Below are 23787 nucleotides of genomic sequence, written 5' to 3' on the forward strand. Positions count from 1 at the left end.
ACTTAACGTGCATCTATAACACAATTACAACAGGATCAGCACTCGTCAACTTTTGGTGTTCATTTGCAACACCAGCCAGTGATGGATCACGCCCACGATATAATGCTGTTGCTGCGCGGTGAGCTGAACACCTTGCGGAATGTTGTGCCATTTCGCCAGACAGCCGCGACAGCAGGTGGCGGTCGCATGCTGGGCTATAAACACCGGATGGCCGCGCATCGGCGTCTGTTTTCCGTCATTGGCGGGGTGCGCGGGCGCAAGACGCTGAGCAATAAAATCGGCGGCATGCCGATCAATGGTATCGGCACCCTTGTCCCAGCAGTACTGCCGTTCTTTGGTGCCTAAGCGAAAGCGCGACCGAAAGGTCGATCGCGCCAGGCGAGAAAAAAGCGGATCCAGATCAGACATCAGTAAACGGAACGTCCCAGGCGTTGGGTCAGTTGCTCCAGAACCGCCACACCGGCCAGTGAATTTCCCGTCTCATCCAGCTCCGGGCTCCAGACGGCGATTGCCATCTCATGCGGTACAATGGCGACCACCCCGCCACCGACGCCCGACTTGGCCGGAAGACCGACACGCCAGGCAAATTCCCCCGCGTTCTGATACATCCCGCTTGTCGCCATCAGGGCATTGACCTGACGCGCCTGCAGCGGTGAAACAACGTCCTGATTAAGATGGGGAGCATGTCCCTGGTGGGCAAGAAACAGGAAGGTCTGCGCCAGCTCCACACAGCTCATTTTCAGCGCGCAGTAGTGGAAATAGTTTTGCAGTACGGTCGCCACATCATTATGGAAATTGCCGAAGGATTTCATCAGCCAGGCGATGGCCGCGTTCCGCGCAGAGTGATCAAACTCCGAGCGAGCCACCACCGGATCGTAGGCAATGTCGTCAACGCCTGAAAGCTGACGAACGATTTCAAGCATGCGCTGACGTGGCGCGCTGAGACGGCTTTGCAGCATATCGCAGACCACCAGCGCCCCGGCATTGATAAAGGGGTTACGCGGTTTACCCTGTTCAATCTCAAGCTGAAGCAGCGAGTTAAACGGCTGCCCGGAGGGATCTTTACCCACCCGCTGCCAGATCTCCTCTTCCTCGTACTGCCGCATGGCCGCGACCAGACTCAACACTTTCGAAATAGACTGGATGGAAAAACGTTCCGTGGCGTCACCCGCCTGGTAGCGCTGTCCATCGATCGTACAAATTGCAATACCCAGCTTATTCCCGCTGACCGAGGCAAGGGCCGGAATGTAATCGGCAACCTTCCCTTTTCCAAGTAACGGACGAACCTGCGCCAGAATCTCGTCCAGCATCTCATTATGGATGACCGCAGCCACTCTCTTTGCTCCTTGCCCTCAGGCTAAAACGGGCTGCGAGTATAACAGACGCTTATGAGTTGCGTCAGGCACTGAGACGAAAACGCGAAACGGCCTGCAATAAAAGATCCGACTGCTTGTGCAGACGCTCAGAGGCATCGGACGCGTCAGAAACGAGGCTGTCGGTCTGCCGCGACACCTGATTCAGCGCCTGAAGCTGGCGCGTCATCTGGTGAATACTCTCCCCCTGACTCAGCGTGGCCGCGGAGATCTCATTCAGCAAACTGCTTAATGTTCCCACCAGCCCCGTGACCTGCTGCAGGTTGTCTTCCAGACGGTTAACGGCCCGGGAACCGTCTTCGATCCCCTGAAGAGAACGGTTGATAAGCTCCTGAATGGTCTGCGTCGAGTGGCTGCTCTTTCTCGCCAGCAGCCCCACTTCCCGGGCGACAACGGCAAACCCGCGCCCCTGGTTTCCCGCATGGGCCGCTTCAATTGCCGCATTCAGCGCCAGAATGTTGGTCTGAAACGCGACGCTGTCGATCATCGCCACGATCCCCCGCATCTCTGAGGATCGGTCGACGATCGCCTGCATCGACGCATTGACGGTCAACATCATCTGATCTCCTCCCGCAGCGGCCTGGCGCGCCTCGTCCGCCCGCGAGCTGGCAAGCTTCGCATAGCCCGTGTTGCCTTCCACGTGGGTTTCCAGGGTCGCGATATGCGCCGTCACGTCTTCCAGCTCTTTGGCCTGACGCGCCGACTGGTGATACAGCTTTTGATTGCCCTGCGCCAGCGCACCAATGTTTTCCACCATGGAGGTGGTGGCATCGCTGACCTGGGTCACCAGCTGCTGTAGCCCGTGCTGCATGGTGGCAATACTGTCGCTGAGCTGTGCAATTTCACGGTTAAAACGCGTCACGCCAGGAGGGGTACCGGAAAGATCGCCTGCGGCCAGCCGGTTGATATGCGCAATCAAGCGCCGCAACGGGGTAATCACCCATCGGGACATCCCGAACCAGACGGCAACCGCAATAGCGAGCAACAGAACAGGCGCAAGCAGGAACAACGTTTGCAGACCGGAGAGCTGCGCCATCAACGACTGACGCCCTTTGAGCGCCTGCTTCTCGCTTGCTTGCTGATAGCGGGCATAGTTGTCATTAAAGTCGGTCTGAAATGCCTGCGCCGGCACGGCAAAAAACGCATCGATGGTGTTGGTTTTCACCAGCCCTTCCGCCTGCTCTTTTATCGCGCCGTAAAAAAGCTGATAGCTGTTCACCAGGGCGTCATCTTTTGGCGGATTAAGCGCCAGCCAGGCATTCCACGCCTGCTGCGACACGGCCAGCGCCTGTTGCGCGTCGTCCATCAGGCTGTGCCAGCTGCCCTCGGAGCCGGTCTCTTTATCCTGCATAAACCAGACGCCGGAGCGGTTAAGCAGATCGCTTGCAGCCAGCAGGGATACGCGAGCCAGATCCAGCTTGCTCTGCTGCTGGTACGCCAGCAGGTTTTGCTGCTCGTTGCGTTGCGCTTCTTTCAGGGAGGCATTGAGCAGGAACGACGAGGAGAGTTGCAGGGCGGAAAAGAGGCCGATAATACAAAAGATACCGGTCAGCAGGCCAAACTGGCGGGGGATAATGTGCTGCGCAATACGACGATAAATTTGCGTTAGGTTCATAATTTTCTTCAGTAACAAGACGTTATACGCGTGCGAGTCTACGAAACGAAAATGACAGAACCATTGCAGAGAAATGACAGAGACCTTCGTTGTAAAGGCCTCTGTCCAGGGGAAGTTACACTCTGTTCTTCCACACCGTCTGCACGTTACAAAACTCGTGCAAACCAAAGTGGGAAAGCTCGCGGCCAAAACCACTTTTCTTCACGCCGCCAAAGGCCACGCGCGCATCGCTGGCGCTAAAGCCATTGATAAACACCCCGCCGCACTCCAGCTCGCGGGAGAATCTCCCGGCCAGCGTTTCGTCGGCGGTAAACACCGTGGCAGAGAGACCAAAGTCGCTGTCGTTGGCAAGCTGCAGGGCATGTTCCGCATCCTTCGCCACCGTCATCGCCGCCACCGGGCCAAACAGCTCCTGACGGAAGGCGGTCATTGTCGGGGTGACATGGCTCAGCACGGTTGGCGCGTAATAGTTGCCCTCCCCGCTGATTTTCTCGCCGCCCAGCAGCAGCGTGGCCCCTTGCGCAAGCGTGGCCTGCACCTGCTGATGCAGTTCGTCACGCAGATCGAAACGCGCCATCGGCCCTATATCATTCTCTTCCCGATCCGGTGCTCCCATCTTCAGCGCCGCCACCGCCGCAACAAAACGCCGGGTAAAGTCATCGGCAATCCCCTCTTCGATAATAAAGCGCTTTGCCGCCGCGCAAACCTGTCCGGTGTTCTGATAACGTCCCGTGACGGCCGCGCGAACCGCCAGATCCAGATCGGCATCATTCAGCACGATAAACGGATCGGAGCCGCCCAACTCCAGAACGCATTTTTTCAGCGCCGCTCCCGCCTGAGCCCCTATCGCCGCACCTGCACGCACGCTACCGGTGACGGTTACCGCTGCGATACGACGATCGTTGATCGCCTGACTCACGCCATCATTGGTGGCATTCACCCAACCAAAGACGCCTTGCGCAATACCGGCATCAGCAAAGATTTGCCCAATCAGCGCAGCAGAACCCAGGACGTTCGGTGCGTGTTTGAGCAGATAGCTGTTACCTGCCAGCAGGATCGGCACCGCACCACGCAGCACCTGCCAGAGCGGGAAGTTCCACGGCATCACCGCAAGAATCGGCCCCAGCGGACGGTATTCAATGACCGCGTTTTGGTTTTCCACCAGCGTGGGCTCCGCATGCAGCATTGCCGGACCATGTTCCGCATACCAGTCGCACAGACCCGCAGATTTGGCCACTTCCGCCCGCGCCTGCACAATCGGCTTGCCCATTTCCCGGGAGATCATCTGCGCCATCTCTTCCCCACGCTGGCGCAGTGCTGCCCCCAGGTCGCGCAGCTTTTGTGCCCGGTGAGAGACGCTTTCCCCTCGCCACTGGCGAAAACCGGCCTCAGCCAGGGTGATTGCCTGTTCAACCTCTTCGGATGTGGCCCAGGGATACGCGGCCAGCGTCTCGCCTGTCGCCGGATTAACAGAGAGGGCATGCGTTGCAGATGAATAAGTCATGATGTTCTCCACGTAATATCGGTTGATTGATTGTGGCCCACTCTGCTATTTCTTAAAAATGAATAATACTAACCACCTTATTCACGAATCGAGAATGCTATGGATTTAACTCAGCTTGAAATGTTTAACGCCGTTGCACAGACCGGCAGCATTACCCAGGCGGCGCAGAAGGTGCATCGCGTGCCGTCTAACCTCACCACTCGCATCCGCCAGCTTGAGGCCGATCTCGGCGTTGAGCTGTTTATCCGGGAGAGCCAGCGTTTGCGGTTATCCCCCGCCGGACACAACTTTCTGCGCTACAGCAAGCAGATCCTGGCGCTGGTTGAAGAGGCGCGGATGGTCGTCGCTGGTGATGAGCCGCAGGGGTTATTTGCCCTTGGCGCCCTGGAGAGCACCGCCGCCGTGCGGATCCCGGAAAGTCTGGCGGCGTTTAACCAACGCTATCCGCGCATTCAGTTCGCGCTCTCTACCGGCCCGTCCGGAACGATGATTGACGGCGTTCTGGAAGGCACCTTAAGTGCGGCGTTTGTCGACGGGCCACTTTCTCACCCGGAGCTGGAAGGCATGCCGGTTTACCGGGAAGAGATGATGCTGGTCACCCCCGCCGGGCATGTGGCGGTGACGCGCGCCGCGCAGGTAAGCGGCAGCGACGTCTACGCGTTTCGCGCAAACTGTTCGTATCGACGTCATCTGGAAAGCTGGTTTCACGCCGACCGCGCCACGCCCGGGCGGATCCATGAGATGGAGTCGTATCACGGTATGCTCGCCTGCGTGATTGCAGGGGCGGGTATTGCGTTGATGCCCCGCTCAATGCTGGAGAGCATGCCGGGGCATCATCAGGTAGAGGCGTGGCCGCTGGCGGAGAACTGGCGCTGGCTGACCACCTGGCTGGTGTGGCGTCGTGGGGCGATGACCCGCCAGCTCGAAGCGTTTATAGCGCTGCTAAACGAACGTCGACAACCAGAGCCTTCTCCATAAACAGACTCAGCGGATCGTCGACATACGGCGCAAACGCCGGACGGCGTTCATATCCGCACTGCTCATACAGGCGAATGGCGGCATTTTGCTTGATCCCTGTCTCCAGACGCACGGTATGGCAGTGACGGCTCAGGGCTTCATCTTCGAGGGCGGCCAGCAGCGTCTCGCCCAGATGTTGCCCGCGATGGGCCGGATCAATATAGACCCGCTTCATTTCTCCGGTACCGTCGCCATTCAGCACCACGGCACCACATCCCACGGCCTGCAGCTGCGGGTCGCGAATGATCATCAGGATAAGCGAGGCTTCAGGCAGCGCAGCCAGATCGAGCAGATGATTGCTTTCAGCGGGATAGAGTTCGCTCTGATAGCGGTCAAGCGCCGCGATCAGCTTGAGGATATCCGGATGACGGGCAGATTCAGAGGTAATGGAATACATGGCAGGCTCCTTGCTTTTTTTGTGACACCAGATTTCAACATAGCGTCTGCCATCTGTTCGGACTTCATAGTTTTAACTTATGTCATGACGCCAGCGTCAGGCGGGTCTCAAGCTGTTCCAGCTGGGCCCGGGCCGCTTCATCCAGCCTGCTGTCGGTGACGATATCCGTCAGGGTGTTCAGGTGCGCCACATTAAACAGCGACCAGGCACCGTATTTAGAGCTGTCCGCCAGCAGCACCCGACGTTTGGCATTGGCAATCAAATCCCGCTTCAGCGCGGCCTTCTCTTCCGTGGGCGACGTGATACCGCGGGTAATATCCCAGCCATTACAGCTGACGAACGCCACATCAGGCCAGACATTCTGCAACAGCCGACGCCCGTGTTCCCCGATACAGGACTGGCTCGAATCATCGATACGGCCACCAATGATCGTCACTTCAATCTGTTTAAACTCAGAGAGAAACAGCGCAATGTGCAGATCGCTGGTGATGACGCGAAGCGGCAGATGCGTGAGCTGACGCGCGAGTTCAATCATTGTGGTACCGGCGTCCAGCACAATGGCATCCCCCGCGTTAACAAAGCTCGCTGCCGCGCAGGCGATGGCATGTTTTTCTGCCAGACTGCGCTGCATTTTTTCGGACGTGGTCGGCTGGGAAGGAATAAACCGGTTAAGGGTAACGCCGCCGTGGGTTCGGCTGATGACGCCCTCCTGGTCAAGCTTAATCAGGTCGCGGCGTATCGTCGCCGGTGAGGCATCGGTGATCGCCACCAGCTGATCCACCGTGACCAGGTTGTGCCCTTTGAGGTAATCCATTATCTGCTCTAACCGGTTATATCCCTTCATATTATTCCCGTGTAATTTGCATAGCCAACTGAATAGACACCGTCATGCTCTCCGACCTGGCTTTACCGGTCCATGCAATATCGAACGCGGTTCCGTGGTCTGCAGAGGTGCGGATAAACGGCAATCCGGCGGTGATATTCACCCCGTCGTAAAAGCCGAGCAATTTTAGCGGAATATGCCCCTGATCGTGATACATCGCAACGACCATGTCATACATTCCTTCGTGGCATTGCATAAATACCGTATCCGGCGGGCACGGTCCGGTGACGGTAACCCCCTGCGCCTTCATCGCCGCAACGGCCGGGCCGACGATTGTGATCTCTTCATCGCCAAACAGGCCATTTTCTCCCGCATGCGGGTTCACACCCGCGACCGCAATACGAGGTGTGCTAAAGCCCACCCGCTTCAGGAAGGTATCCGCAATGCCGATGACGGTTTTTACCCGATCCTGATTGAGCGTATCAAGGAATTTACGCAGCGCAATATGGGTCGTGATATGAATGACCTTCAGCCGATCGGTGTACAGCACCATAGCGTAGTCTTTGCTGTGCGTCAGATGGGCCAGCAGCTCGGTATGTCCGGGGTAGTGATGTCCGGCCAGATGCAGCGCTTCTTTATTCAGTGGCGCCGTGGCAACCGCTTTCACGTCCCCCGCCATCGCCAGTTCCGTCGCGCGCTTCACGCAGCGATAGGCTAAATCCCCCGCCTGAGCCTGAACCACGCCGGGCTTCAGGGCATCAGGGTCGGCCAGCGGTTCGTCCAGCACGTTAATCACGTTGGGTGCGAAACGAGCCTCGCTGACCTGCTTGATGATATGGATGTCAGCCTGCCCCACGATCCCATCATCCAGCACCCGCCTGAGCGTGCGGGCACAGCCCACCACGACAACCGGGGCTCCCGTTAATTCGCTCCCGGTGAGGGATTTGATAATGATCTCCGGGCCAATGCCCGCCGGGTCACCCATGGTTACAGCAATAATGTTAGTCACTCAGTCTCTCCTCGATAAAATGCAACACCTCAAGCAGCGTCTCTTCTTTTCCGAAGCCCCCTGCTTTGGTCATTACCGGCTGGTGCCAGGCACAACCCAGAAATTTGCCGTAAGGGACGCATCCTGCGACGCGGCCTGTAATTTCAAATCCTTGCGCATCAAGCGCGCTGGCGACGGCCATTGCCACATCGCCGCCTGAGACATACAACGCATCCGGCGGACATGCCGTCAGTGCCTCTCGGGTAATCTCTCCCAGAAAGGCGCAGATCGTTTCACCCAGTTCGGTCCGGGTCATTTGATACTGCGCGCAAAGCCGCTCAACCTGATGTCGCGCCTCATGGTCCGGGCAGGTATGAACGAGGCAGTGACGGCCCGCCTTCAGGGCCTGCGTGATGCGCATGAGCGCGTTCGCCGTCTCCCCCTTCAGCACATCATTAACATCAATGAACACCGACGAAACCGCAGGCTCTGCAGCGGCCAGCGCAATCTGTCGCTGAGCGATCTCACTCATTGATCCCACCACCGCCAGCAGCTGCTGACGCTTCACAGGGGCGAGATGGCGTGCCAGCGCATCACATAAGCCGGCAGACCCGACCAGCAGCGGTGTCTGCGGGCAGGTCAGCGCGGCGGCAATAATGGCGTCCAGATCCTCGTCACACCGGGCATCGACGATGAGCCACTCCGTTCCCTGCGCCAGTTCGGCTGCCAGCGTGTTCACGGTCACGGATTGACAACTCACGTCGGTAAACAGGTCAGCAATAGTGGCAGACGGGACGGGCGTTTTCGGATCGCTGGCAAATTCGGTTTCATCCACCGGAATGCCGTTCACCAGACATCTGCCGTGGCGCGTGATCCGCCCTGCCGCGGGATACGCTGGCGCCACAATCACCTGCCGTTTGCCGCTTACTGCCTTAAGGACGCCTGTTTCTGCCCCTACATTGCCACGCAGCGTGGAATCAATCTTTTTGATGAGCCAGCGCGTATCCGCAATATCCGCCCCCAGTACGGCCACTTTTTCGGCCGCCTCTGCTGCCCTCAGCGCACGGGAATCGGTATTAATGACCAGTGCATCCACCGTCTGGGTAAAGGGTGTGTGGAATGCCACGCTGACCGTCTTACCGCTCAGCGCCAGGCTGACACCCGCATCGTTTGCACCGGTAAAGTCATCTGCGACGACAACGACGTCTCTGAACAGGTTGTTTTCTTTCATTCCCACTCCGGGCTCGTTTTTCCTGTTAATGATTATATTCAATCATGATTGATTATATGTGAGCAAGATCAAGTTAATCAGTTTGCGAATAAATTATAAATTTAGCCACACGATGACCATGAAGCGTCTTAATTGAGCGAAATCAATCATGGACACACAGACAGGAGAAAAGCGTGGTTACCCTCAACAGCACCATTATTAGCGGCGCAAATGCGCTCGCCGCCATCAGGCCATTACTCACCGATAACGCGCAGCTCTTGCTGGTCACGGACGGCAACATTGCGCGTCTGGAGGCGGCAAAACAGATCCGTTCAATTCTTGAAGAGGACAACCGCCGCGTCACGGTGATTGACACAGTGCCACCTGAACCCTCCCACCACGATGTCAGCCAGTTGCTCGCGGGGTTAAACGGCGGATCGTTTGATGTTGTGGTCGGGATCGGCGGCGGCAGCGTACTGGATGTGGCGAAACTGCTCTCCGTGCTCTGTCACCCGCTGTCGCCGGGGCTGGACAGGCTGCTGGCAGGGGTAAAACCGATGGCACGTATCTCCTCACTTCTGATCCCCGCCACCGCCGGAACGGGGTCAGAAGCCACGCCGAACGCTATTCTGGCGATACCGGAGCAAAACACGAAGGTTGGTATTATCTCCCCGGTCCTGCTGCCCGATTACGTCGCCCTGCTGCCGGAACTGACCACCAGCATGCCCGCGCATATTGCCTCCTCTACCGGAATCGATGCCCTGTGCCATCTGATTGAGTGCTTCACCGCCACGGTCGCCAACCCGGTCAGCGATAACGCGGCGTTGACCGGGCTCGCTAAGCTGCTGAAGAACATTGAAACGGCCTGCGCTGAGCCGGGTAACCTGCTGGCAAAGCTGGAAATGCTGTGGGCCTCTTATTATGGCGGGGTCGCGATTGCGCATGCCGGCACACATCTGGTTCACGCCCTGTCTTATCCGCTTGGCGGGAAATATCACCTGCCGCACGGCGTGGCCAACGCCATTCTTCTGGCGCCCTGCATGCGTGTGGTTCGTCCCCACTGCGTGACAAAATTTGCGCAGGTCTGGGATCTCGTGCCAGGCGCGGACAGCAGCCTGTCCGATGACGAAAAATCTCACGCGCTGGTGGAGTACTTTGCCGCGCTGGTTCGTCGTCTCAACCTGCCGGACAACCTTGAGTCCCTGGGCGTGCCGCGCGAAGACATCGCTTCCCTGAGCGATGCCGCCCTGAACGTTAAACGGTTAATGAACAATGCCCCCTGTCAGGTGAATCACGACGAGGTGCAGGCGATTTACCGGACACTGTTTCCTGAACATGCATAGTCAAGGAGTAAGAAATGCGTAACAACATCAAGGGCGTGCTGACGGCCATCGTCACCCCCTTTGACGCGGAAGGCGAACTCAACCTTCCCGGCTTAACGCGGCAGATCGCCCGCCAACTGGACGCCGGAAACGGCATTTTTTGCGGCGGAACCAACGGCGAGTTCTTTGTCCTGAACGAAGCGGAAAAAATCGCGGTCACCCGGACCTGTGTGGAAACCGTCGCCGGACGCGCGCCCGTCGTGGCGCATATTGGCGAAATCTCCACCCGCGACACTATCCGGCTGGGAAAACAGATCGCTGCGCTGGGTGTGGATGCGGTTTCCGTCATCACCCCTTACTTCGTGCCGCTGAAACAGGCTGAGCTCATCGCACACTACACCGCCGTCGCTGACGCGCTAACCGTACCGGTCTTTCTGTACAACATTCCGGCGCGGACCGGCAACACACTTGAGCCCGCCACGGTACGGGCGCTGGCCGAACACCCCAACATTTCAGGTATTAAAGACAGTGCCGGGAGCTATGAAAGCCTGCGCGGTTTCCTCAACGCGGTAAGCGACATTGATGGGTTCGACGTGCTGAACGGACCGGATTCACTGATCCATCAGGGCTTCGTCGACGGATGTTCAGCCTGTATTTCCGGGCTGGCGAACGTGGCACCAGCGGCGATCAACGCCATCTGGTCACGCTTTAACGCGGGTGATGTTGAAGGTTCCCGGCAGGCGCAGGAGCGCGTCACCCGACTGCGCACCGAGCTCTACAGCGTGGCGTTTTCCCCTGCCGCCGTAAAAAAGGCCCTGCAAATCATGGGCGAGGATGTCGGAGAGAGTCGCTATGCCGTGGCGTTTAGCGAGCAGCAGTGCCAACAGATTCGCCAGATAGTGACAACGTCACTTAGCTAAACGGCGTTGGTTTCGTCAATAAGAATACCGGGTACCTGAGGTGCCCAGGATTCACTCGCCCTGAAGAGAGGCAAAGATGAATAATTTTACCGCTGAAGATACCCTGATCATTGTGGGCATAGTCATTGCCTACATCCTGTTCACCACCTGGCTGACCTTCCGGATCCGCAGTAAAAACTCCGGGGACTTTATGGAAGGCTCTCGTGCGATGCCGGCGTTTATTGTCGGGATCCTGCTGATGTCTGAGTATATCGGCGCTAAATCCACCATCGGCACCGCGCAGGCGGCGTTTGAGGACGGGTTTGCTGCGTCATGGTCCGTCATCGGGGCCGCGATTGGCTTCCCACTTTTTGGTCTGTTGCTGGTAAAACGCATATACAACACCGGGAAAATCACCATCTCGGGTGCGATTGCTGAAAAATACGGTAACAGCACCAAAAACATTATCTCCCTGATCATGATCTACGCCCTGCTGCTGGTTAACGTGGGGAATTACGTCAGCGGCGCAGCAGCCATTTCCACCGTACTGAAAGTCAATCTGCCCGTTGCCGCCTTTATTACGGCTATCGTCAGCACCTTCTATTTCGCCTTTGGCGGCATGAAGGGCGTGGCGTGGGTAACCGTGCTGCACAGTGCGCTGAAATACTTCGGCATTCTGGCCATCATGGGTTTTGCGTTATCCAAAACCGGCGGTTTCACGCCGATGATCGAAAACATGCCTGACTTCTACTGGACCTGGGATGGCAACATCGGCGCGTCGACCATTTTTGCATGGCTCATCGGCACCATTGGCTCCATCTTCTGCACCCAGTTTGTGATCCAGGCCATCTCCTCCACCAAAGATGTTAAATCGGCTAAACGCTCCACCTGGGTCGCGTTCTTTTTCTGCCTGCCGATTGCGCTGGCCATTGCGGTGATTGGCGTGGCGGCAAAATACCTGCATCCGGAGATCGACAGCCTGTATGCGATGCCGATTTTCCTGCAGGATATGAACCCGTGGCTGGCCGGTCTGGTAACCACCTCTCTGGTGGCGTCCATCTTCGTCAGCGTCAGTACCGTGGCGCTCGCCATTGCCTCCCTGGTGGTCAAAGATTTTTACGTACCGATGCGCAACCCGACGCCCGAGCAGGAATTTAAGGCCACCCGCTGGATCTCCCTGCTGATTGGTTTCCTGCCGCTGATTTTTGTTCTGCTGGTGCCTGAAGTGCTGAAGCTGTCGTTCTTTACCCGTGCCATTCGTCTGTCAATTTCCGTCGTGGCGGTCATCGCATTCTACGCCCCGTTCTTCCGCAGCACCCGCGGAGCCAATGCAGGGTTGATCGGCGCCTGCGTTGTAACCTCCGTCTGGTATCTGCTGGGCGATCCGTTTGGCATTAACAATATGTACATCGCCCTGCTGACCCCTGCGGTCATCATGGTCATCGACCGTCTCATTCCGGGAAAGGCACAGGGTAAAGCGCCAACCCCCGTTGAAAACAATGGAGTCTGATATGTCTGTAACCGTAACCCGCGACGGAATTATTCGCCCACAACAGGATACTCGCGTGGAGGCGGCGATGCTGCCTTCCGCCTGCCCACAAAACCACGCGGCAAATCTGCTGCCGCTGCCGGATGGTTCGCTGATGTGCGTCTGGTTTGGCGGTACCCAGGAGGGTATTGCGGATATCTCCGTCTGGGGTTCGCGCCTGTCACCGGGAAGCCAGCAGTGGAGTGAGGCAGAAAAACTGTCGGACGATGCCACGCGCTCCGAACAGAACCCGGTTCTGTTCCTGGCGCCAGATAACGTGCTGTGGCTGCTGTGGACCGCGCAGATGTCCGGCAACCAGGACACCGCTATTGTGCGCTATCGCCAGTCCCGGGATCGGGGTAAAACCTGGGGGGACATCGCGACCCTGCTCGATAAACCCGGCACCTTTATTCGTCAGCCGATTGTCGTGCTGGAGAACGGTAACTGGCTGCTGCCGGTGTTTTACTGCCGCACCCGGCCGGGTGAGAAATGGGTCGGAAACGATGATATCAGCGCGGTGAAAATCTCCGAAGACGGGGGCAAAACCTGGCGTGATGTCGAGGTACCGGACAGCCTGGGCTGCGTCCATATGAACATCACCCCGCTGTGCAATGGCACCCTGGTTGCCCTGTTCCGTAGCCGCTGGGCGGATAACATTTATTACAGCCAGTCAACGGACAACGGCGAAAGCTGGTCCGTGCCGGAGCCCACGGTATTACCCAACAACAACTCCTCTATCCAGGTGACAACGCTTGCCAGTGGCGAGCTGGCGCTGGTGTTTAACTTCATGAGCGCCGCCGGGGCGCAGGAGCGTCGCACCTCGCTGTACGACGAAATTGACGATGGCGATGGCCGTAAAGAGCCGGTTGTGACCCACGGTCGGGCCGCCTTCTGGGGTGCCCCGCGTGCGCCGATGACCGTCGCCATTTCGCCGGACGGAGGCAAAAGCTGGCCGTGGCAACGGCATCTGGACGAGGGAGACGGCTACTGCATGACTAACAACTCCCTGGAGAAACTGAATCGTGAGTTTTCCTATCCGAGCATTAAACAGAGCCCGGATGGCAGCCTGCATATCGCCTACACCTACTTTCGTCAGGCCATAAAATACGTACGGGTGACGCCCGAGTGGGTCAAGGAGTCAGCATGATTATCGGACATCTCAACGCCCTGCCGCTGGCAGGGTTACCGCCGGTGTTGTATGCCCTGCTGTCTCGCCCGGATTGCACGCTGCAGGCGCTTAGCGAACGCGACGACGGCCGCTGGCAGCCGGACAATGCCCCCTGGTTTTGCCAGATTGGTCCGGCGCAGACGCAACCGCGCGCGGAGCGGCATACGGAGTACCATCACCAGTGGGCGGATATTCAGGTTGTGCTGGCGGGAGAAGAACTCATCTATGCCGGCGCGCGCCCTATCGGCAAGCCGAATGACGAAGAGCGTAAAGCGGACCTGTTCATTGCCCGCTCACCGGCACACAGCGTCGGGATCCGCCTTGGCGCGGGTGACTTTGCGGTCTTTTATCCTGGAGAACCACACCAGGCGCTGTGCGCCAGCGGCGCACCGATGACCGTGCGCAAAGCGGTGTTTAAAGTTCCTCGTTCAATGCTGGAGGTCTGACATGCGTCACGCCGTCGTGACCGGAGCCAGCTCCGGAATTGGTGAGGCCATCGTTAAGCGTTTACTGGCGGAAGGCTGGCAGGTCACCGGACTCAGCCGCCGTGCCGTGATGCCGGATACCCCTGGCTTTACGGGGTTACGCGTGGATATCACCGACCCTGAGGCGCTGAACAGTGCCCTGTACGCTATCGCGACACCGCAGGCGGTGATCCACGCCGCCGGGATGATGGCCGCCGCCCCACTAGGGCAACTGGACAGCAGGGTTGGCGCGTCACTGTGGCAACTGCACGTTCAGGCCTGCGAAGCCCTGTTTAACCATTTCGCGCCCGCTATGGCCGCCGGTGGACGATTTGTGGCGATTGGCAGCAGAACCTCCCGCGGGGCGGCAGGCCGTTCGCAGTATGTTGCCACCAAGGCGGCGATGACAGGGATGGTCAGAAGCTGGGCGGCGGAACTGGCCCCGCGTGGGATCACCGCGAACGTGGTCGCGCCGGGCGCCACCCAAACGCCGATGCTTAGCGCACCGGGGCGAGAAAGCTCACCGCCCACGAGTCCGCCCATCGGCCGTCTCATCACGCCAGAAGAGGTCGCGGGGCTGGTCAATTTCTTGCTCAGCAACGAAGCCGCCGCCATCACGGGCCAGGAGATGGTGATATGCGGCGGCGCCTCGCTCAGCTAGCGCAGGAAGATACGCCCTTTCAGATAGAGCGTCGCCTGGCCGCCAATCAGCACACGGTCGCCCTTCAGTTCGCAGCGCAGATCCCCGCCACGGTACGAAACCTGGCGGGCGTTCATCGACGTTTTGCCCAGCTTCTCGCTCCAGTACGGTATCAGCATGCTGTGCGTGGATCCGGTGACCGGATCTTCCGGTACCCCTTCGCCCGGGCAGAAGAAGCGGCTGACGAAGTCATACTCCTCCCCCGGAGCCGTCACGCAGACCATTTTCCCCAGCGGCGCCATCGCTGCAATATCCGGGGTTAAGGCTTCCACCTGTTGCTGGCTCTCCAGCACCACCATGTAATCCCGTCCGACGCGGACCTCTTTAGCCTGGGCTATCCCCAGCGCGCTGAACAGGCCTGGCGGTGGATTGTCAACCATCTCGGTCGACCACGCAGGGAAATTGAGCGTCAGCCAGTCGCCGCTGCGTTTCACCGTCAGCTCACCCACGAAGCGCGTGGTGAAGGTGATTTCGGTATGCGGATAATCAAGGTATTCGAAAATCACGTGGGAGGCTGCCAGCGTGGCGTGGCCGCACAGATTAATTTCATGCAGCGTAGTGAACCAGCGCAGCTCGAAGCCGGTGTCGGTACGCACGAAGAAAGCTGTTTCGGACTGGTTATGCTGCTGCGCCATTTTGAGCAGCGTCTCATCCGAAAGCCACTCTTCCAGCGGGCATACCGCCGCGGCATTGCCGCCAAACGCCCTGTCGCTGAAGGCATCCACCAGATAAAAATCAATTTCCTGCATTGTCTTTTCCTCTGTTGTTATAGGTATTTAGCGCAGAAAAACTGTGCCTTTCAAATAGAGTGACGCCTGCCCGCTCATCAGCACGCGCGAACCTTTCAGCTCGCACCGCACATCGCCACCCCGCGCGGACACCTGACGGGCAAACAGCGTGGTTTTACCCAACGTCTCACTCCAGTAGGGAATGAGCATCGTGTGTGCAGAGCCGGTCACCGGATCTTCCCAGACGGCAACGCCGGGTGAGAAGAAACGGCTGACGAAGTCATAATCCCCGTCGCCCCGCGCCGTAACGGCAACTTTATGTTCGCCTGGCGTCATGGCCGAAATAGTCGGTGTGAGCGCTTCAACCTGCTGGCGATCCTCCAGCACCACCACCCAGGCACGCCCTTTTCGGGCTTCGATGTAGTGGCTTATCCCCAGCGCCGCCAGCATCTCCGGCGGGGGCGTCTCTTCCTGTGTCGGGCATGCCGGGAAATCCAGCGTCAGCCAGTCCCCCTCCCGGCTCACCGTCAGGCGACCGGAAGCCGTTTCAAAATGGATACGCGGGTCTGGATAGTCCAGCTCACTGAACAGGACGTGCGCCGCAGCAAGGGTGGCGTGACCGCACAGGTTGACTTCGGTGAGCGTGGTAAACCAGCGTAGCTCAATGCCCCCTTTCGTACAGACGAAAAATGCGGTTTCCGACTGATTATGCTGTTGCGCCATTTTCAGTAACGTTTCGTCCGGCAGCCACGCTTTCAGCGGGCAAACGGCAGCCGGATTTCCGCCAAATGACACATTGCTGAACGCATCGACCAGATAAAAATCAATCTCCTGCACTGTCTTACCGCCTGTTTTTATTGGAGTGTTCCTTTATATTCAATGAAAACCACGCCCCCGGCTACCGCTTTGATAAGGTAAATATTGAGATCTGCATCACATAATGGTTGAGTTTTCGCCATTCAAGGCTTTAAGATCGTCTCCTCTTCTTTAGCAACGAATCTCCGACATCCCTATGACAACGAACACAGTTTCCCGCAGGGTTGCGTGGCTACGCGTGGTCACGCTGGCTATCGCCGCGTTTATTTTCAACACCACAGAATTTGTTCCGGTCGGGCTGTTGTCTGACATCGCAGAAAGTTTCCAGATGGAAACGGCGCAGGTGGGCATTATGTTGACCATTTACGCCTGGGTGGTGGCATTGATGTCGCTGCCGTTTATGCTGCTGACCAGCCAGATGGAGCGCCGTAAGCTGCTGATCGGGCTGTTTGCGTTGTTTATCGCCAGCCACGTGCTGTCGTTCCTGGCGTGGAATTTTACGGTGCTGGTGTTAAGCCGCGTCGGAATTGCCTTTGCTCACGCCGTTTTCTGGTCGATCACCGCGTCACTGGCTATCCGGCTGGCGCCCGCGGGGAAACGCGCTCAGGCGCTGAGCCTGATTGCCACCGGGACCGCCCTGGCGATGGTGCTGGGCCTGCCGATTGGCCGCATCGTGGGGCAATACTTCGGCTGGCGTACCACGTTCTTCGCCATCGGTATGGGGGCGCTGATTACCCTGGTTTGCCTGATGAAACTGCTGCCGAAGCTGCCGAGCGAACATTCCGGCTCGCTGAAAAGCCTGCCGCTGTTGATGCGTCGTCCGGCACTGCTGAGCATTTATCTGCTTACCGTCATCGTGGTCACCGCCCACTATACGGCCTACAGCTACATTGAGCCGTTCGTTCAGGTCGTGGCCGGCTTCAGCGCCAACTTTGCCACCCTCCTGCTGCTGCTCCTTGGCGGGGCAGGCATTATCGGCAGTATTCTGTTTGGTAAGCTCGGCAATAAACACGCTTCAACACTGGTGAGCAGCGCCATCGGTTTGCTGCTGGCGTGTCTGCTGCTGCTGATGCCCGCGGCGGGCAGTGAAAGCCAGCTGGCGATCCTCAGCCTGTTCTGGGGCGTGGCGATCATGATTATTGGTCTCGGGATGCAGGTGAAGGTGCTGGCCCTCGCGCCGGATGCCACTGATGTGGCGATGTCGCTGTTCTCGGGCATTTTTAATCTTGGGATTGGCGCGGGTGCGCTGGTGGGCAATCAGGTGATCCTGCATGTCTCCATGTCGGCGATTGGCTATCTGGGGGCCATTCCGGCCGTGGTGGCGCTTATCTGGTCGGTGTTGATCTTCCGTAAATGGCCGGTGGCGCTGGAGGAACAGGCTCACCACGGGTGATGTCTGTTTGTGCCGGGTAAGCGCAGCGCCACCCGGCAAACACATCAATGATAGGTCTTAATAATCTCCAGCACGCCGTTAATAATAAACTGCACGCCCATACACACCAGCAAGAACCCCATCAGCCGGGAAATCGCCTCGATACCGCCCTTGCCTACCCAGCGCATAATCGCCCCGGAGCTGCGCAAGGAGGCCCAGACAATTACGCCGATCAGGGCAAAAATAAGCGGGGGTGCAACGGTCAGTACCCAGTCCGGGAACGTAGCGCTATCACGCACCGTCGAGGCGGAACTGATGATCATCGCAATAGTCCCTGGCCCCGCCGTGCTCGGCATGGCTAACGGCACAAAGGCGATATTCGCGCTGGGTTCGCTTTCCAGCTCTTCGGATTTGCTTTTCGCTTCAGGCGATTCATGCGCTTTTTGCGCCGGGAACAGCATGCGGAAACCGATAAAGGCCACAATCAGCCCCCCGGCGATGCGCAGACCAGGAATGGAGATCCCGAAGGTATTCATCACCAGCTGACCGGCGTAGTAAGCAACCATCATGATGGCGAACACATACACGGAGGCCATCATCGACTGATGATTGCGCTCTGCGCTGTTCATATTCCCTGCCAGCCCCAGAAAGAGCGCTACCGTCGTTAACGGGTTAGCCAACGGCAGTAACACCACCAGCCCAAGACCAATTGCTTTAATCAAATCCACCATAATGTGTCGTTGTCCTTATCCATATTTACCACCGCAATTATAGGGTGAAAGTGTGACGTTGAGCCATGCACTCAACGTAACGATTATTTTCATCCGGGAACGATAACCCGGCGTTATCTGTATGATTTGAAAGACCCCAACAAAAGTTCATGAAACGTTTTAGCAATTCGTGGCATCCGCAGATCCATTCAGTTGACTTATACTTGCCTGAGCAATAATATCTGCCGTGACTAAACTACTTGCCAGGGCAACCATTGTGAAAAGCACCAGTGATATCTTCAACGACGTTGTTCCACTGGGTCGTCTTATTCATCTGGTTAACCAGAAAAAAGACCGCCTGCTGAATGACTATCTGTCGCCGCTGGATATCACCGCAACACAGTTTAAAGTGCTGTGCTCCATTCGCTGTCAGGTGTGCATCACCCCGGTTGAATTAAAAAAGGTGCTCTCTGTCGATCTGGGCGCGCTGACCCGCATGCTGGATCGTCTCGTCTGTAAAGGATGGATAGAACGAAGCCCTAACCCGAATGACAAGCGCGGCGTCCTGGTGACACTCACCAGCGACGGTGCGGATATGTGTGAGCAATGTCATCAATTAGTAGGACAAACACTGCATCAGGAACTAACAAAAAACTTAACGGCAGATGAAGTGGCAACGCTTGAGCTTTTGCTTAAGAAAATACTGCCGTAAACAGAAAAAGAGGTATGACGATGTCCAGACGCAATACTGACGCTATCACCATTCATAGCATTTTGGACTGGATCGAAGATAACCTGGAATCGCCGCTCTCCCTTGAAAAAGTGTCAGAGCGTTCAGGTTACTCCAAATGGCACCTGCAACGGATGTTCAAAAAAGAGACCGGTCATTCATTAGGTCAATATATTCGCAGCCGCAAGCTGACGGAAATTGCCCAAAAACTGAAAGAAAGCAATGAACCGATCCTTTATCTGGCGGAGCGTTACGGATTTGAATCGCAACAAACCCTGACGCGTACGTTTAAGAACTATTTCGACGTGCCGCCTCATAAGTATCGAATCACCAGCGTGCCGGGTGAATCCCGATACCTGTATCCGCTAAAACATTGTAGTTAATCATCGCCTGTAAAGACGTAACCGAGGAAATCATGAACCTTACCGCCTCCGCCGCCCTCGCCTTGCTGGTGCTGTTTTCCAGCCAGACCTTCGCGGAGCAAACACCCCGTGCAACGCAGCAAAATAATCATGATACGATGATTTTGCCGTCAGCACATGACCGGTCTCCCTATGATTTCAACCACATGGGGACTGGTAGCGACAAATCCGACGAATTAGGCGTGCCTTATTATAATCAGCACGGCCTCTGATTCGTTTTTGCCCCGCGGATGCGGGGCTTTTTTCTGCCCTATCCCCGCACCCGCGTCGCCCGACGCACGCGCAAGCCAAACACGTTGATATACAGTCCGGCCATGATCAACACCGCCCCCAGCAGCTGTAATGCACTCAGCTTCTCATCCAGCAGGATTGCAGCGCTGGCCAGCCCGACGACCGGCACCAGCAGCGATAACGGCGCCACGCGCCAGGTTTCGTACCGCCCCAGCAGTGAACCCCAGATACCGTAGCCCACAATGGTGGCGACAAACGCCAGATAAACCAGCGACAGAATGGTGGTAAGGTCGATTTCAACCAGACTCTTCAGCATCACCGCGTGGCCGTCAAAAATCAGCGACGCGACCATAAACGGCACCACCGGGATCAGTGCGCTCCAGACCACCAGCGACATCACCTGCGGGCGTGCCTCATGCTGCATAATCAGCTTGTTGAAGATATTGCCGCAGGCCCAGCTCAGACCCGCCGCCAGCGTCAGCATAAAGCCCAGCAACGCCACATGCTGACCGTTCAGGCTGGCCTCAATCAGCACCAGCACGCCAAACACGGCTAAAGTGATCCCCGCCAGCTGTTTACCCTGCAAACGCTCGCCGAAGACAAATGCGCCAAGAATGATGGTAAAGAACGCCTGCGCCTGCAGTACCAGCGAGGCCAGCCCGGCCGGCATCCCGAATTTGATGGCACAGAACAGAAACGCAAACTGGCCAAAGCTGATGGTCAGGCCATAACCCAGCAGCAAGGTAAACGGAATTTTCGGGCGGGCAACAAAGAACAGTGCCGGGAACGCCACCAGCATAAAACGCAAGCCTGCCAACATCAGTGGGGGCATGTTATGCAATCCCACTTTAATGACCACAAAATTGAGTCCCCATACGATGACCACCAGCAATGCCAGCAGTCCGTCTTTACGCGTCATACCCTGCCCCTGATTTATTAATAATTTGTTAACACTTGAAGGTAACAGAAAAAAGCGCGTTACGAGAAGATCATTAATTCTGGCAGGCAGCTGAAGCACTTACGGATAAATTAGCCGCTATACAAGCCTCTTATGTCGTGATACTCCTTTTAGGACACAACTAAAAAAAGCATAAGCATTTGTCGGGCAGGAATATGAAACCATCTCTCAGGCGCTCAACCGCAGCGCTGCTGGCATCGTCATTGTTGTTAACCATCGGTCGTGGGGCCACGCTGCCGTTCATGACGATTTATCTCACGCGTGTGTTTAACATGAGCGTCGGGAATATTGGTTATGCCCTGACCATTGCGTTAACCATCGGCGTGGTATTCAGTCTGGGATTTGGCATTCTGGCCGATAAGTTTGATAAAAAGCGCTACATGCTGATCGCCATCGTGGCGTTTATCGCCGGTTTTGTGGCGATACCGCTGGTCAATAACGTCACGCTGGTGGTGCTCTTCTTTTCGCTGATCAACTGCGCCTATTCCGTGTTTTCGACGGTGCTGAAAGCCTGGTTCTCTGACGTGCTGACCTCCAGTGAAAAAGCCCGCGTGTTTTCGCTGAACTACAGCTTTCTGAATATCGGCTGGACGGTCGGGCCGCCTCTCGGCACGTTTCTGGTGATGTACAGCCTGCAGCTGCCGTTCTGGCTGGCCGCGTTCTGTGCCGCCCTGCCTCTGGGGTTTATCCATTTCTTTGTGCAAAAAAGCGTTGCGTTAGATACCGCTGAGCAGAAGACAACGTGGCAGCCGTCGGTATTGCTGAAAGATCGGGCGTTATTCTGGTATACGCTCTCTGGCCTGCTCGCGTCATACGTCGGCGGGTCGTTTGCGAGCTGCATTTCGCAGTATGTCCTGGCCGCGCATGCAGACAGTGATTTCGCCGAAAAGGTGGTCGCCGTGGTCCTGCCCGTCAACGCCGCCGTGGTGGTGACGCTGCAGTACGCACTCGGTCGTAAGATCTCTGCCAGCAATATTCGCCCGCTGATGACCGCCGCGACGCTGTTTTTTATCGTGGGGCTGGGGGGCTTTATGCTCTCCGGGGAAAACCTGATTTACTGGGGCATCGCTGCCGCCATCTTTACGCTGGGTGAGATTATTTATGCGCCGGGTGAATACATGCTGATCGACAACATCGCCCCGCCGGGAATGAAAGCAAGCTACTTCTCCGCCCAGGCGCTGGGCTGGCTCGGCGCGGCAGCTAACCCGATGATCACCGGCATTATCCTGACCAACCTGCCGCACTGGTCATTGTTCGTGATTATGATGGCCGCCATTGTCGTTGCATGGTTGATGATTTTGCGTGGCATGAGCGTGAAAAATGAAGATATCGTGTCGGGTGGCGCTGCGCTTACCCGACCGACAAAACCCTAATGGCAGGCCGGGTATGGCGTAGCCGTCACCCGCCTGCAATAAAGCATCAGTGGTGCAACATCTCCTCCACCACCTGCTCTTTGTACATCTCGTTTGGATAATAGGTCGGCCAGTTATCCATCTCTTTCAGCAGCGCCTCGTGAGAGGTATCGCCCATAAAGATGTGGAAGTGGGAAGAGGCTTTTGGCGCAATGGTGTGGTCGCTGAACTGAACAAACTTCGGCGCCTTGCTGCTCGCATCCTTACACTCAAACAGATAGCGAACGCCTTTTTTGCCTGACGCGTAGGTCAGAATTTTGTAGCCGCTGTAATCATACTGACAGCGGCTGACCTCTTTACCTTTGTGGAATTCCATGACGTTATTTTCGATGCCGATAGCCTCCACGTCGGTGGCGTACCCCGTGCGGTAATAGGCTTTGATCTCGTCGAAGGTTTTTTTATCCTTCTGCGCCTTCTTTCTGAAGACCGGGTCCAGCGAGCCATCCAGCAGGAAGGGATAAACGGACTGCCAGGTGCCATCCCAGTCGGACAGTTTCCGGTCCTTAACGTCTTTATCTGCAAACACGCCGTTTGCCGCCTTTTGCTCCGCTTCGGTCATCTGGTGACCGTGTGAGTGGGCAAACAGCTGGCCGCTGACCAGCAGCGCCCCCAGAGTCATCGCAAATTTTCCAATATGTGCAGCCACAACAGTATCCTCACTCCGTTTTTATAAGAATGAGGATGTTATATTATAACATTTCAGATCGCAACCCGTCCGCGAACGCCCTCCTGCGCCATGTTTTCTCCCCGTCCTCGCTGGATAATAGTGCCGCGAGACATCAGCAGATAGCTGTCTGCCAGCGCTGCCGCAAAGTCATAAAACTGCTCAACAAGCAGGATCGCCATGTCCCCCCGGTCTGCAAGCTGGCGGATCACGTGGCCAATCTCTTTGATTACCGAGGGCTGAATGCCTTCGGTGGGTTCATCGAGGATCAACAGCTGCGGACGGCTCGCCAGGGCGCGTCCAATCGCCAGCTGCTGCTGTTGTCCGCCAGAGAGATCGCCTCCGCGTCGGTGCTTCATCTCTTTTAATACCGGGAAAAGCTGCCAGATCTCCTCCGGGACATGTTTTGCATCGCGGGCTGAGAAGCGCGACAGCCCCATGAGCAGATTCTCCTCCACGGTTAAGCGCGGGAAAATCTCACGTCCCTGCGGCACATACGCGACCCCAGACTGTACCCGCTGGTGCGGCTTGCTGTGGGTGATCTTTTTCCCCTGCCAGATAACCTCACCCGTTTTCGCCGGGATCAGCCCCATCAGACACTTCAGCAGCGTGGTTTTCCCCACGCCGTTGCGCCCCAGCAGGCAGGTCACTTCGCCGGTGATGGCCTCAAAGCTCACGCCGCGCAGAATATGGCTTCCACCGTAGTATTGATTCAGTTCGTTAACCTGTAACATCA

Annotated in this window: 26 protein-coding genes; 12 read left to right on the forward strand and 14 right to left on the reverse strand. The window is 57.0% G+C overall.

What is annotated here, in order from left to right; all coding sequences use genetic code 11:
• Nucleotides 1-45: 45 nt before the first annotated feature.
• The 4 genes from EKN38_RS15580 to sad form a co-directional block, all read right to left on the reverse strand.
• A complete protein-coding gene (locus tag EKN38_RS15580) occupies nucleotides 46-408 on the reverse strand; it encodes a DUF4186 domain-containing protein (RefSeq protein WP_014831920.1) in 363 nt (120 codons plus the stop codon).
• Complete coding sequence (gene glsB / locus EKN38_RS15585; RefSeq protein ID WP_014831919.1) at nucleotides 408-1334, reverse strand: glutaminase B; 927 nt, start codon at nucleotides 1332-1334, stop codon at nucleotides 408-410. The genes EKN38_RS15580 and glsB overlap by 1 nt, the downstream gene beginning before the upstream one ends.
• A gap of 64 nt (nucleotides 1335-1398) precedes the next feature.
• Complete coding sequence (locus EKN38_RS15590) at nucleotides 1399-2988, reverse strand: methyl-accepting chemotaxis protein (protein ID WP_014831918.1); 1590 nt, start codon at nucleotides 2986-2988, stop codon at nucleotides 1399-1401.
• A gap of 115 nt (nucleotides 2989-3103) precedes the next feature.
• Nucleotides 3104-4492, reverse strand: a complete 1389-nt coding sequence (gene sad, locus EKN38_RS15595) for a succinate-semialdehyde dehydrogenase (RefSeq protein ID WP_014831917.1) — start codon at nucleotides 4490-4492, stop codon at nucleotides 3104-3106.
• Between the two features lie 99 nt (nucleotides 4493-4591).
• Between sad and ptrR the strand changes: the two genes are divergently transcribed.
• Nucleotides 4592-5470 (forward strand): putrescine utilization regulator PtrR, encoded by an 879-nt coding sequence (gene ptrR, locus EKN38_RS15600; RefSeq protein ID WP_014831916.1) that lies wholly within the window; start codon nucleotides 4592-4594, stop codon nucleotides 5468-5470.
• Here the strand turns inward: ptrR and EKN38_RS15605 are convergent.
• The 4 genes from EKN38_RS15605 to dtnK form a co-directional block, all read right to left on the reverse strand.
• On the reverse strand, nucleotides 5424-5906 hold the full coding sequence (locus EKN38_RS15605; RefSeq protein ID WP_014831915.1) for a GNAT family N-acetyltransferase: 483 nt from the start codon (nucleotides 5904-5906) through the stop codon (nucleotides 5424-5426). The genes ptrR and EKN38_RS15605 overlap by 47 nt on opposite strands.
• 82 nt (nucleotides 5907-5988) lie before the next feature.
• The gene (locus EKN38_RS15610) at nucleotides 5989-6750 is read right to left on the reverse strand and encodes a DeoR/GlpR family DNA-binding transcription regulator (protein WP_014831914.1); all 762 of its coding nucleotides are present in this window, start codon (nucleotides 6748-6750) and stop codon (nucleotides 5989-5991) included.
• Nucleotide 6751: 1 nt separating this feature from the next.
• On the reverse strand, nucleotides 6752-7738 hold the full coding sequence (locus tag EKN38_RS15615; protein WP_014831913.1) for a D-threonate 4-phosphate dehydrogenase: 987 nt from the start codon (nucleotides 7736-7738) through the stop codon (nucleotides 6752-6754).
• Nucleotides 7731-8948, reverse strand: a complete 1218-nt coding sequence (dtnK, locus tag EKN38_RS15620) for a D-threonate kinase (protein ID WP_014831912.1) — start codon at nucleotides 8946-8948, stop codon at nucleotides 7731-7733. The genes EKN38_RS15615 and dtnK overlap by 8 nt, the downstream gene beginning before the upstream one ends.
• 173 nt (nucleotides 8949-9121) lie before the next feature.
• Here dtnK and EKN38_RS15625 point away from each other — a divergent pair, with 173 nt between their 5' ends.
• From EKN38_RS15625 to EKN38_RS15650, 6 genes are all read left to right on the forward strand, one after another.
• Complete coding sequence (locus EKN38_RS15625) at nucleotides 9122-10270, forward strand: iron-containing alcohol dehydrogenase (RefSeq protein ID WP_014831911.1); 1149 nt, start codon at nucleotides 9122-9124, stop codon at nucleotides 10268-10270.
• Between the two features lie 14 nt (nucleotides 10271-10284).
• A complete protein-coding gene (locus tag EKN38_RS15630) occupies nucleotides 10285-11169 on the forward strand; it encodes a dihydrodipicolinate synthase family protein (protein ID WP_014831910.1) in 885 nt (294 codons plus the stop codon).
• A gap of 76 nt (nucleotides 11170-11245) precedes the next feature.
• Nucleotides 11246-12658: a sodium:solute symporter family protein gene (locus EKN38_RS15635; protein ID WP_013096620.1), complete on the forward strand. Its 1413-nt coding sequence runs from the start codon at nucleotides 11246-11248 to the stop codon at nucleotides 12656-12658.
• A gap of 1 nt (nucleotide 12659) precedes the next feature.
• Complete coding sequence (locus tag EKN38_RS15640) at nucleotides 12660-13823, forward strand: sialidase family protein (protein ID WP_014831909.1); 1164 nt, start codon at nucleotides 12660-12662, stop codon at nucleotides 13821-13823.
• Complete coding sequence (locus EKN38_RS15645; RefSeq protein WP_014831908.1) at nucleotides 13820-14290, forward strand: YhcH/YjgK/YiaL family protein; 471 nt, start codon at nucleotides 13820-13822, stop codon at nucleotides 14288-14290. The genes EKN38_RS15640 and EKN38_RS15645 overlap by 4 nt, the downstream gene beginning before the upstream one ends.
• A 1-nt stretch (nucleotide 14291) precedes the next feature.
• A complete protein-coding gene (locus tag EKN38_RS15650) occupies nucleotides 14292-14969 on the forward strand; it encodes an SDR family NAD(P)-dependent oxidoreductase (RefSeq protein WP_014831907.1) in 678 nt (225 codons plus the stop codon).
• Here EKN38_RS15650 and EKN38_RS15655 read toward each other — a convergent pair.
• Nucleotides 14966-15757: a PhzF family phenazine biosynthesis protein gene (locus EKN38_RS15655; RefSeq protein WP_014831906.1), complete on the reverse strand. Its 792-nt coding sequence runs from the start codon at nucleotides 15755-15757 to the stop codon at nucleotides 14966-14968. The two genes, EKN38_RS15650 and EKN38_RS15655, sit on opposite strands and share 4 nt — an antisense overlap.
• 27 nt (nucleotides 15758-15784) lie before the next feature.
• Entirely contained in the window at nucleotides 15785-16573 is a 789-nt protein-coding gene (locus EKN38_RS15660; protein WP_047361935.1) for a PhzF family phenazine biosynthesis protein, read from the reverse strand.
• A gap of 175 nt (nucleotides 16574-16748) precedes the next feature.
• Between EKN38_RS15660 and EKN38_RS15665 the strand changes: the two genes are divergently transcribed.
• Complete coding sequence (locus EKN38_RS15665) at nucleotides 16749-17945, forward strand: sugar transporter (RefSeq protein WP_014831904.1); 1197 nt, start codon at nucleotides 16749-16751, stop codon at nucleotides 17943-17945.
• 44 nt (nucleotides 17946-17989) lie between these two features.
• Here the strand turns inward: EKN38_RS15665 and EKN38_RS15670 are convergent, their stop codons facing one another.
• Entirely contained in the window at nucleotides 17990-18655 is a 666-nt protein-coding gene (locus EKN38_RS15670) for a MarC family NAAT transporter (RefSeq protein ID WP_014831903.1), read from the reverse strand.
• 256 nt (nucleotides 18656-18911) lie between these two features.
• Here EKN38_RS15670 and marR point away from each other — a divergent pair, with 256 nt between their 5' ends.
• The 3 genes from marR to marB are packed head-to-tail and all read left to right on the forward strand — an operon-like array spanning nucleotide 18912 to nucleotide 19998.
• Nucleotides 18912-19346, forward strand: a complete 435-nt coding sequence (gene marR, locus EKN38_RS15675; RefSeq protein WP_014831902.1) for a multiple antibiotic resistance transcriptional regulator MarR — start codon at nucleotides 18912-18914, stop codon at nucleotides 19344-19346.
• 20 nt (nucleotides 19347-19366) lie between these two features.
• The gene (gene marA, locus EKN38_RS15680; RefSeq protein WP_008502237.1) at nucleotides 19367-19747 is read left to right on the forward strand and encodes an MDR efflux pump AcrAB transcriptional activator MarA; all 381 of its coding nucleotides are present in this window, start codon (nucleotides 19367-19369) and stop codon (nucleotides 19745-19747) included.
• A 32-nt stretch (nucleotides 19748-19779) separates the two neighbouring features.
• Nucleotides 19780-19998: a multiple antibiotic resistance protein MarB gene (gene marB, locus EKN38_RS15685; protein WP_014831901.1), complete on the forward strand. Its 219-nt coding sequence runs from the start codon at nucleotides 19780-19782 to the stop codon at nucleotides 19996-19998.
• A gap of 38 nt (nucleotides 19999-20036) precedes the next feature.
• Here the strand turns inward: marB and eamA are convergent, their stop codons facing one another.
• A complete protein-coding gene (gene eamA / locus EKN38_RS15690) occupies nucleotides 20037-20936 on the reverse strand; it encodes an O-acetylserine/cysteine exporter (protein WP_014831900.1) in 900 nt (299 codons plus the stop codon).
• Between the two features lie 194 nt (nucleotides 20937-21130).
• On the opposite strand from eamA, the gene ydeE reads away from it, so the two are divergent.
• The gene (gene ydeE / locus EKN38_RS15695; protein ID WP_014831899.1) at nucleotides 21131-22348 is read left to right on the forward strand and encodes an efflux MFS transporter YdeE; all 1218 of its coding nucleotides are present in this window, start codon (nucleotides 21131-21133) and stop codon (nucleotides 22346-22348) included.
• Nucleotides 22349-22394: 46 nt separating this feature from the next.
• On the opposite strand, the gene zinT is transcribed toward ydeE, so the two are convergent.
• Both zinT and urtE read right to left on the reverse strand, forming a co-directional pair.
• Nucleotides 22395-23033, reverse strand: coding sequence for a metal-binding protein ZinT (zinT, locus tag EKN38_RS15700; protein ID WP_014831898.1), 639 nt, complete (start codon nucleotides 23031-23033; stop codon nucleotides 22395-22397).
• 53 nt (nucleotides 23034-23086) lie between these two features.
• Nucleotides 23087-23785, reverse strand: coding sequence for an urea ABC transporter ATP-binding subunit UrtE (urtE, locus tag EKN38_RS15705; RefSeq protein ID WP_014831897.1), 699 nt, complete (start codon nucleotides 23783-23785; stop codon nucleotides 23087-23089).
• Between the last annotated feature and the right edge of the window lie 2 nt (nucleotides 23786-23787).

Source organism: Enterobacter sp. WCHEn045836 (assembly GCF_003965585.1).
GTDB lineage: Bacteria > Pseudomonadota > Gammaproteobacteria > Enterobacterales > Enterobacteriaceae > Enterobacter > Enterobacter dissolvens.